Consider the following 7793-nt stretch of genomic DNA (forward strand, 5'->3'; position numbering starts at 1 on the left):
CCCTACCATCGAGCCAACACATCAGTCGGCGCTGCGACACTTGACCAAGTCGGAAATTACTCGAACTTGCCCAGCGTAAGCGTCAGGTTCGTCGTCTTGGTGGCGATGATCATGGGTTGCTGATCTCCGACGTCATCGTAGGCGAACCCGTACGCCAGGCCGTTGGCGCTGTACTCGTGAAAATGCTGAGCCCAGACATTGCTGGGGATGGCGGGCGGATAGCTGGCGCTGATGGGCGGGGCGTAGCCGCTGCCGACGTCGATGTTCAGCTCGGTGGTCGTGCTGCCGATGACACCGCGGTTGAATCCGGCAAGAATGGCCTTGCCGGTATTTTTGAGATCGGTCAACAAGTCTCCGGTTTGCGGCACGCCTACGCCTGTCATCGTACCGTCGCAATCCAGGACGTTTTGGGTCGTGATGTCGTTGAAAGTGAACTGAACTGCCCCTGTTCCCGAATTGTCTTTATAAAAATCCAACGTCTTGCCATCCGCCTGAACCTTTCCATAGTATGTCTTTTGCAGCGCATTGGAAGAGCACGTTACGGCCAGCCAACTATTCTTCCAGTTGGCCATCGCACTGCTGATGACGGCATCCAGATAGGTGCTGGTTGCAATGCCCGGGGTCTTGGAGGGCGCCAGCGCGCGCAACTTGTTGCTGGTATTGGCGCTTGGCGGATAGGCATCGGCATCCACTCCGGAAGTCGGCATTTCGACCGACGTATTGAACGGCGCACCCAGTTGGGCAAGATCGGCCAGTATCTCAGACCGCTTTTTGTTGTACAGGCCTTGCGGGCTGCCCTGAACGTCGTTGCCGGTAGCGCTTGCGGATATGGGAAAGCCGTATTGATCGACCTGCGTCGTGTTTATATACAGCAGCCCGTCCACATCGAACGAGAATTCCAGCCAATCATAAAAACAAAGCGCCCCTATGCCGCCTGCCGCAACGACCGGCGTGGTGTAGCCGTCGACCTTTCCCGAAGCGGAAGAACTGCCGCCGACCCTGGGCGTAAACGGCAGCAAAGGTTTGCCCACCGAGATCCAGATGCGCCCGCTGAATGCGGCCGGCCCCTTGCCGAAGCCCGGGATATTGATGCTGTTGAAGCTGGTGAGATCGGCCACTGCGGTGGCGCCGGTACGGCTTAGCGAAATGCCGTAGTTGGCCCAAGGGGCCGGGTAATTCTGTTGATAGGCCGTACCCGACAGGCCGGTTTGAATTTTCGACGAATCGGTGATCGTGTTGTCGCTGGTCGACATCTCGACGGGGCGGCTCTGCGTACCGTCGTAGCGGTAGAAGACCTGGCCCGGCACTTTGACCAGACCGGTGATGTAGGCATAAACAGGAATGTCGGCGGGGATTCCCGTGGCATCGACGCTGGCGTCGACCAGCAGCTTGTTGGTGCCATCCACGGTTCCGCCCGAACCAGAAGACTGGCCAAGGCTGGCGCCAAGACCGCCGCCCGAACTCCCGTCGCCGGAGCCGCCAGGACAGCCGGTCAGCAAACCAAGCAGCCCCGCTGCGCCCAGACTCTTGAAAATGACACGCCTTTTCCCGTTGAACTCAGCCATTATTGGCTCCTCGTCAAATATGCATATCCATGCTTGGCCACAAGCGGCCTTCGCAGCACAACCACTGAACTCATACTCGATTCGGAACCCTGGCTCAGCCTTGCAACAGGCCAGCAAGAAAATTCAAAATCCAATTATTCGTGACATTATATTTCAAAGAAAATAGCGAGTCGAGCACCATGATCCATCCCTACGGCCGCCCGCATCAACGGATCGGTGCGTAGCCGGTCGTGATCGCTCAAATCTTCCTAGAACCCGCTCTGGCGGATGATCACCCCGGCCAGGGCGCGCAGCCAGTGGGCGCCCAGCGAATAGCGGCCGCCCTCGATGACGATCTTGGCCGACTCGCTGCGCTGCGAGCGCGGCGCCGACTCCAGCCGCATCCGCACTCGGTACAGCGCATGTTCGACTTCATGCTTATCGTTCGCGGTGCTGACACGGATACTGCCGCCGTGGGCGGCGTCCAGCATCGGATTGGGCAGCGTCACGGTGCGCGCGGAATCGATCTCGACAACTCGCGCCAGCAGCGGCTCGAAGCTGTCCGGCACATACACGCGGGCCGGATCGCCGATCCGCACGTGCTGCAGGCCGTCCTGGTCGACGAAGGCTTCTGCGTACCAGGTACGGCCGGACACCAGCATGCCCAGTTCCTGGCGGGTGTTCACCCAGACGCCCGCATGCACCAGCGGGTCGAGATCGGTCAGCGTGCCGGAAAACGGCGCCACCAGCTCCAGACGCTCGACTTCCTGGGTGGCGCTCAGCGCCTCGGCCTGCTCCTGCCGCAGCCGGCTGCCCAGCAGGCCACGCTGCGCGGTGCCCTGCTCGGTCACGTCGGCGTGCCGCAACTGTGACCATACGGTGGCGCTGGCCGCCTCGGCCTGGGTGCGCTTGGCGCGGGTATCGGGCGACTCCAAGGTCAGCAGCACCTCGCCGGCCCGTACCGGGCCGGCCGGATGGATGTGGCTGACCCGGGCGGGAAACGGCGCATACAGCGCCTGGGTGGAGCCGGCGCGGACCCAGCCCGGAGCATGCACCCCGTGGCGCAAGGGCACGAACACGAATGCTCCCACCGCCAGCAGCAGACCCAGCGCGATCAGGCGCCTGCGCAAGACGATCTCGCTGCGCCGGCGCCACCATACTCTGAATTCGGAATAAATAGGCAAGAGAATAAACCAGGAGATTTCGACGCAAAACAGGAATATTCCAAGCGCCTTGAAGAAATACAGATAGACGCCGACCGCGATGCCGGCGAACACGGTCAGGCGATACAGCCAGACGACGAATGCGAACACCGTCAGGAAGCGCTCCGTGCGGCGCGGCAGTATTTCCGGCAGGGGCTCGTGCCAGCCCAACAGCCAGTTGCGCAGGAAGCGCCGGCCGAAGGCGAAGCAGCGCATGTGCAGATTGGGAATGTCCAGCAGGTCCGACAGCACGAAATAGCCGTCGAACCGCATGAAGGGGCTGGCGTTGATGGCCAGCGACAGAACCCAGGAAGTCGTGGCCAGGAAGAAGAAGGCCGAACGCAGGACTCCGTCGTCGACCAGGCTCCAGCACAGGGTGGACAGCGCGGCGATGCCGATTTCCGTGGTCATGCCGGCGGCGACGATGGCCAGGCGCTTGCGGTGATCGGTCAGCTTCCAGGACTCGGACGTGTCGGTATACAGCATCGGAAACATCACCACCAGCGCCAGGCCCATGTGGGCCACGCGCACCCCGTAGCGGGTAGCGGTAAATGCATGCCCCAGCTCGTGCATCACCTTGACGAAGGCCAGCGCGGCCATGTAGGCCAGCACGCCGGATGGCGTGAAGCTGTCCTGGAAGCTGACCAGGAACTCATCCCACTGGCGCGAAGCCAGCACCAACCCGGTAACGGACAGCGCCAGCACGAGCAGCGCGAACGCGCGCGTGTAGATGAAGCGGACGTAGGGCAGCGCGGCCGCCAGCCAACGGTCGGGTCGCACCAGCGGAATGCGGATGTAAAGGTAGTGGTGCAGCAGCCAGCGCAGGTCGCGCCGGCTGTGGCTTTCGGCCATTGCCGCAAGCCTTGCGCTGGCCTGCGGCGTATCGGCGCGCAACAGGAAATTCTGCTCCAGGAATTGCAGCAGGGCCGCAAGCGACTGCGCGTCGGCGGCCAAGGTGGTTTCGGCGTTGAGCCGGGCCAGCAGCGCCGAGCCTGAGTCCTGCCAGCGCGACAGCATCTCGAATTCCAGCCAGCCGATGCGATAGAAGCGGTTGACCACGGGATCGTGGATCATCCATGCCGGCGAGCCGTCGCGATTGTCCGCCGCGGGAAACAGGATGAGATCCTCGCGTAGCGGCGGCAGTGGCTGCGCCGACGGCATGGTCTGCGCCAGGCCGCCGGGCAGGTCGCCCGGCGGCGGCAGATCCCGCGGATCGGGCAGCGCCAGCGTATGGGCCGTCACAGCCCGCTCCATTGGCGCACCGAGGCCAGCGGTCGGCGCAATAGAAAATAGACCATCGGCACGCGCTCGCCATATACCTTGGCGGTGCCCTTCAGGCCTATGCGCGCCAGGCGCTCGCTGCCCTGGTCTATCGTGCCGCGCAGCCGGTACGAGGCGACTCCGTCGGGCGACAGCACGGCTTGGTAGCTGGTCTGGGTGAGCCGCGCCTCGATGGGATGCAGCGGCGCCACCTGCAGGAACATGCGGATGCGTGCGCCGTGATCCAGTGCGATGGCGTCGGCCACCGGCATGTACAACATCACGCCCGCATCCTTAGGGTCGGCCAGCTGCATGATGCGCTCGCCCGTGGAGACAGGCTTGCCCTGCCAGTCGTTGACATCGCCGAAGACGGCAATGCCGTCGCGCGGCGCCACTACGTCGATGCGCTTGAGCTGGTCCTCCACCGCCTGCAGCTCGGCGCGCTTCTCGGCGATGCGGCCCTGCAGGACGGCAACCTCGCTGCGCGCCTTCTCGTCGCCGAACGCGCGCTGCTGGGCCGACAGCAACTCAGCGGCGGCCACCTCCAGCGCTCGCAAGGCCACTTCGCGCCGGTTGCGCAACGTCGTGTCATCCAGCGAAAACAGCCGCTGGCCGGCCTTGACCTGCTGGTTGGGCTTGACGTAGAAGGTCTTGATCACGCCGTCCAGCGGGGCGGCCACGGCCAGGCCGTCCAAAGCCACGATCTCGGCGGGCGCCAGGGCTGCCTGACGGATGGGCATGGCCAGCAAGGCCGCGACCACCGCCAGGGCGATCCAGAGCTTGCGTGTGCGCGGCAGCCGGCGCACAAGCGGCGTGCGGCGCACGTGCGTCAGCGCCCAGGCGCAATACGACCAGGTCGACTGCAGCCGCGCAATCGTCTGCAGCGAGGCGCCCGAAGGCGCCTCTTCCAGCATGAACAGCGCCATGGAGTGGCACTGCCCGTCGCGGAACAGAGGTACCACCAGCATATAGGGCGGCCACCATTCGTCCCAGCCGCTGACGATGTCCGGCAGCAGCCCCGGCAGGCCTTCGGGGGCGCGGCCTTCCTGCTCGATGCGGCGCAGATCCACCAGGTACATCGACTCGGCCGCCTCGCGCCACAGGACGCGTATCAGGCGCGTGACCCAGACTGTGAACGGCGTGTCCTCGGCGATCGAGGCAAGGCCCGACACCGCCATCAGATCCAGCCCGCGGGCCGCCTGGCGAAAAGCCAGGGCCTGGCGATAAGGCATGACCTGCCAAGTCTCGTTGACGATGGTGAACGCCAGCGACTGGATAGTCTGCGCCGAGCGGCTGCGTGCTTCTGCGTTCAGTACCGCCGCGCCCGCGGCGGCGGTTGCTGCGGCTACGGTCATTGAATTCCCGGGAAATGCACGGTTCCGCTCATGCCTGCCAGCAATTCGGGAAAACTGCCGTCGAAACGGCCTTCGATCTCCACGGCCTGGGCGGCCGCATCCACGCGCGCGCCAATAGCCGACACCTTGGACGGATAACTACGCCCGGTTTCATCCACCGTCACCTGGAAAGGCATACCCAGCTTCAGCGTCCTGAGCCAGTGCGAGGGGGCGTTGATGCGCAGCTTCAAAGGGCCGTTGCTGATGATGTCGGCCAACGGCGCTCCCAGGTTCACGCCCTGGTACTGTTTGACATGCAGGCGCGCGACCCGTCCGTCGAACGGCGCCTTGACCGTGCACTCGTCGGCCTGAGCCTGGCTCAGTTCGACCTGGCCCACGCCCTTGTCGACGCTGGCCAAGGCCAGGTTGACCTCGACATCGCCAGCGGCCTTCAGGGCACGCAGGCGCGACTTGGCGCTGTAGTTTTCGCGCGCACCCTTGAGCTCGGCGCGCGCGATCTTGGCCCGCGCCAGATTTTCCGCGCAGTCGAAGGCCAGCAGCGTATCGCCCGCGGCAAAAGAGCTGCCCAGGCTCATATTCAGCTCGGTGATGCGCCCCGCCATGGGCGCGGCCAGCGTGGTTTCCTTATCCGCCGCGATGAGCGCCCGCACCACGTTCGGGTTCATCTGGGCCGTGGCACCAGACTCCGGGAGCGGGCGCGAGACCGCCGTATCGGCCGCAGCCGACGCTGCATTCATATCCGGCGCGGCAGCCTGCGCGACACAAGCCGCCAGCGCCAGAACTGCCAGGCCCAACACCCGCGGCAGCCCCTGCCGCCGTCCCGCACTGCAATTGCGGCTCATTTCGATCCCTCGGCCGCAACCGGCGCCGCCGTCGCGACCGCCGGCGCAGCAGGCTTGGCCGATGCAACGGGAGCCTCAGCCTGCGCGGCCTCGGCATAGAAGGTCTTGTGCTCCCACTCGGAAGTGGTCTTGCCTATGGCCGTGGCCAGGGAATGGACGTCCAGGCTGGCAATCGCGTCGGGCAACACGTCCAGGCCGATGGAGTTGTACAGGCGGCCCCACGCCGACTGGGCATTGGAATAGCTGGCATATTGCTGGTATTCGGTCAGCAGCTCGCGGGCCTCGGCGCGTATCACTTCCAGACCGGAGTCGACCCGGCTGGTCTCGGCGGCCTTGGCGTAGCGGTACAGCCCCTGGTCGACCCGCGCCGACTCCTTGGCCAGCGCCAGGTCAGCCTTGGCCAGCGCATAGCGCTGCACGCCGATGCGCACCTGGGTCAGGATGGCCATGCTCAGGGCCATGCGGCGGTAGTCGTCGGTCTTGGCCTGGGCGTCATGAGCGCGTTGCAAGGCCGGCAGGCTGGCCAGCCTGAACAGGTTCCACGATATCTGTATGCCCGATTGCGACCAGGAATTGTTGTACAGATACTTGTTGCTGTCGTACTGCAGGTTCAGGAAGTCGAGCTGTATGCCGGGCAGCGCCTGGATCATGGCCGCCTTCACGTCGTTGGTGGTAACGCGCTTGCGATACCATTCCTCCATGAGTTCGGGGCGGCGCTCCAGGGCAATGTTCTCGAGCCTCGACACGTCCTGCGGCACCGGAGGCAGCGCCGGCATGGTCTCGTCCTTCAGCGTGAAGCGCGTGCCCGGCGGCAGCGACATCAGCGCCGCCAATTCGCTGCGCGCCAGTTCCAGTTCCTGACGGCGCTGCGACAGCAGCGCCACCGCGTCGAGCAGCGCGCGCTGGTAGCCCAGCGCCACCGGCTGCGGCAGCAGGCCCTGCTTCTCGGCCTTGCGCGAACGTTCCAGGGCGTCGTTGACGCGGTCTATCAGGTTATCCACCCTTACGATCAGTTTCTGCGCGCCCAGCGCGCGCCAGTAGGCGTTGCGGGTGTCCTGCAGCACGTTCTGGATGACCTTGCGCTGGCGTTCCTGGGCCATCAGGTACTGGTCGGCCTTCTGCTTGGCGCGATAGTACGAGACGCCGAAGTCCAGCAGATTCCACGACAGGCTCAGGTTGGCCATGGTGTGGCTGCGCTCTTCCGAGGTGGAAGGCGCCAGCGATTCTTCGCCGGTTTCGATGTTGATCGACTTGCCGCCCGAGTCGTTGTTGCGCGTGCTGTAGCCCGCACCCACCAGCAGGCGCGGCATCATATCCCAGCGCGAGACGTCCATCAGCCCCTTGGCCAGGGCGTTTTCCATCAGCTTGAGCCGATAGTCCAGGTTGTACTTCAGCGCCCGCGCCGCCGCCTCATCGAAGCTGATCGGCCCGGTAATGGGCTCCTGGTTGGCATACATCTCCGCCCGGTCGGCAGCGACGCGTTCCTTGATCTCTTTCTGGGTAAAAGGCTGCGGCTGCAGCGAAGAGCAGCCCGCCAACGCAATGGCCAAGACGGAAAGTGTGCCTATTTTCAAGTATCGTTGCATGATC

5 protein-coding genes are annotated in these 7793 nt (G+C 64.5%); all 5 read right to left on the reverse strand.

Going from position 1 to position 7793, the window contains the following annotated elements; translation table 11 throughout:
• Window positions 1–56 precede the first annotated feature (56 nt).
• Window positions 57–1565, reverse strand: a complete 1509-nt coding sequence (locus VNT00_RS10955; protein WP_325587373.1) for a beta-1,3-glucanase family protein — start codon at window positions 1563–1565, stop codon at window positions 57–59.
• Window positions 1566–1813: 248 nt separating this feature from the next.
• Window positions 1814–3988: an HlyD family efflux transporter periplasmic adaptor subunit gene (locus VNT00_RS10960; protein WP_325587375.1), complete on the reverse strand. Its 2175-nt coding sequence runs from the start codon at window positions 3986–3988 to the stop codon at window positions 1814–1816.
• Complete coding sequence (locus VNT00_RS10965) at window positions 3985–5361, reverse strand: efflux RND transporter periplasmic adaptor subunit (protein ID WP_325587377.1); 1377 nt, start codon at window positions 5359–5361, stop codon at window positions 3985–3987. Before VNT00_RS10965 ends, VNT00_RS10960 begins: the two co-directional genes overlap by 4 nt.
• Window positions 5358–6098: an efflux RND transporter periplasmic adaptor subunit gene (locus tag VNT00_RS10970; protein ID WP_325587379.1), complete on the reverse strand. Its 741-nt coding sequence runs from the start codon at window positions 6096–6098 to the stop codon at window positions 5358–5360. The genes VNT00_RS10965 and VNT00_RS10970 overlap by 4 nt, the downstream gene beginning before the upstream one ends.
• A gap of 101 nt (window positions 6099–6199) precedes the next feature.
• The gene (locus VNT00_RS10975; protein ID WP_325587381.1) at window positions 6200–7789 is read right to left on the reverse strand and encodes a TolC family protein; all 1590 of its coding nucleotides are present in this window, start codon (window positions 7787–7789) and stop codon (window positions 6200–6202) included.
• Between the last annotated feature and the right edge of the window lie 4 nt (window positions 7790–7793).

Origin of the sequence: Eoetvoesiella sp. (genome assembly GCF_035555955.1) — a bacterium.
In the GTDB taxonomy this organism is placed as follows: Bacteria; Pseudomonadota; Gammaproteobacteria; order Burkholderiales; family Burkholderiaceae_B; genus Eoetvoesia.

Excerpts from the sequence above, each read along its gene's own strand:
- VNT00_RS10955 (WP_325587373.1), bottom strand. The coding sequence starts at position 1,565 with ATGGCTGAGTTCAACGGGAAAAGGCGTGTCATTTTCAAGAGTCTGGGC.
- VNT00_RS10965 (WP_325587377.1), bottom strand. The coding sequence starts at position 5,361 with ATGACCGTAGCCGCAGCAACCGCCGCCGCGGGCGCGGCGGTACTGAAC.
- VNT00_RS10970 (WP_325587379.1), bottom strand. The coding sequence starts at position 6,098 with ATGAATGCAGCGTCGGCTGCGGCCGATACGGCGGTCTCGCGCCCGCTC.
- VNT00_RS10975 (WP_325587381.1), bottom strand. The coding sequence starts at position 7,789 with ATGCAACGATACTTGAAAATAGGCACACTTTCCGTCTTGGCCATTGCG.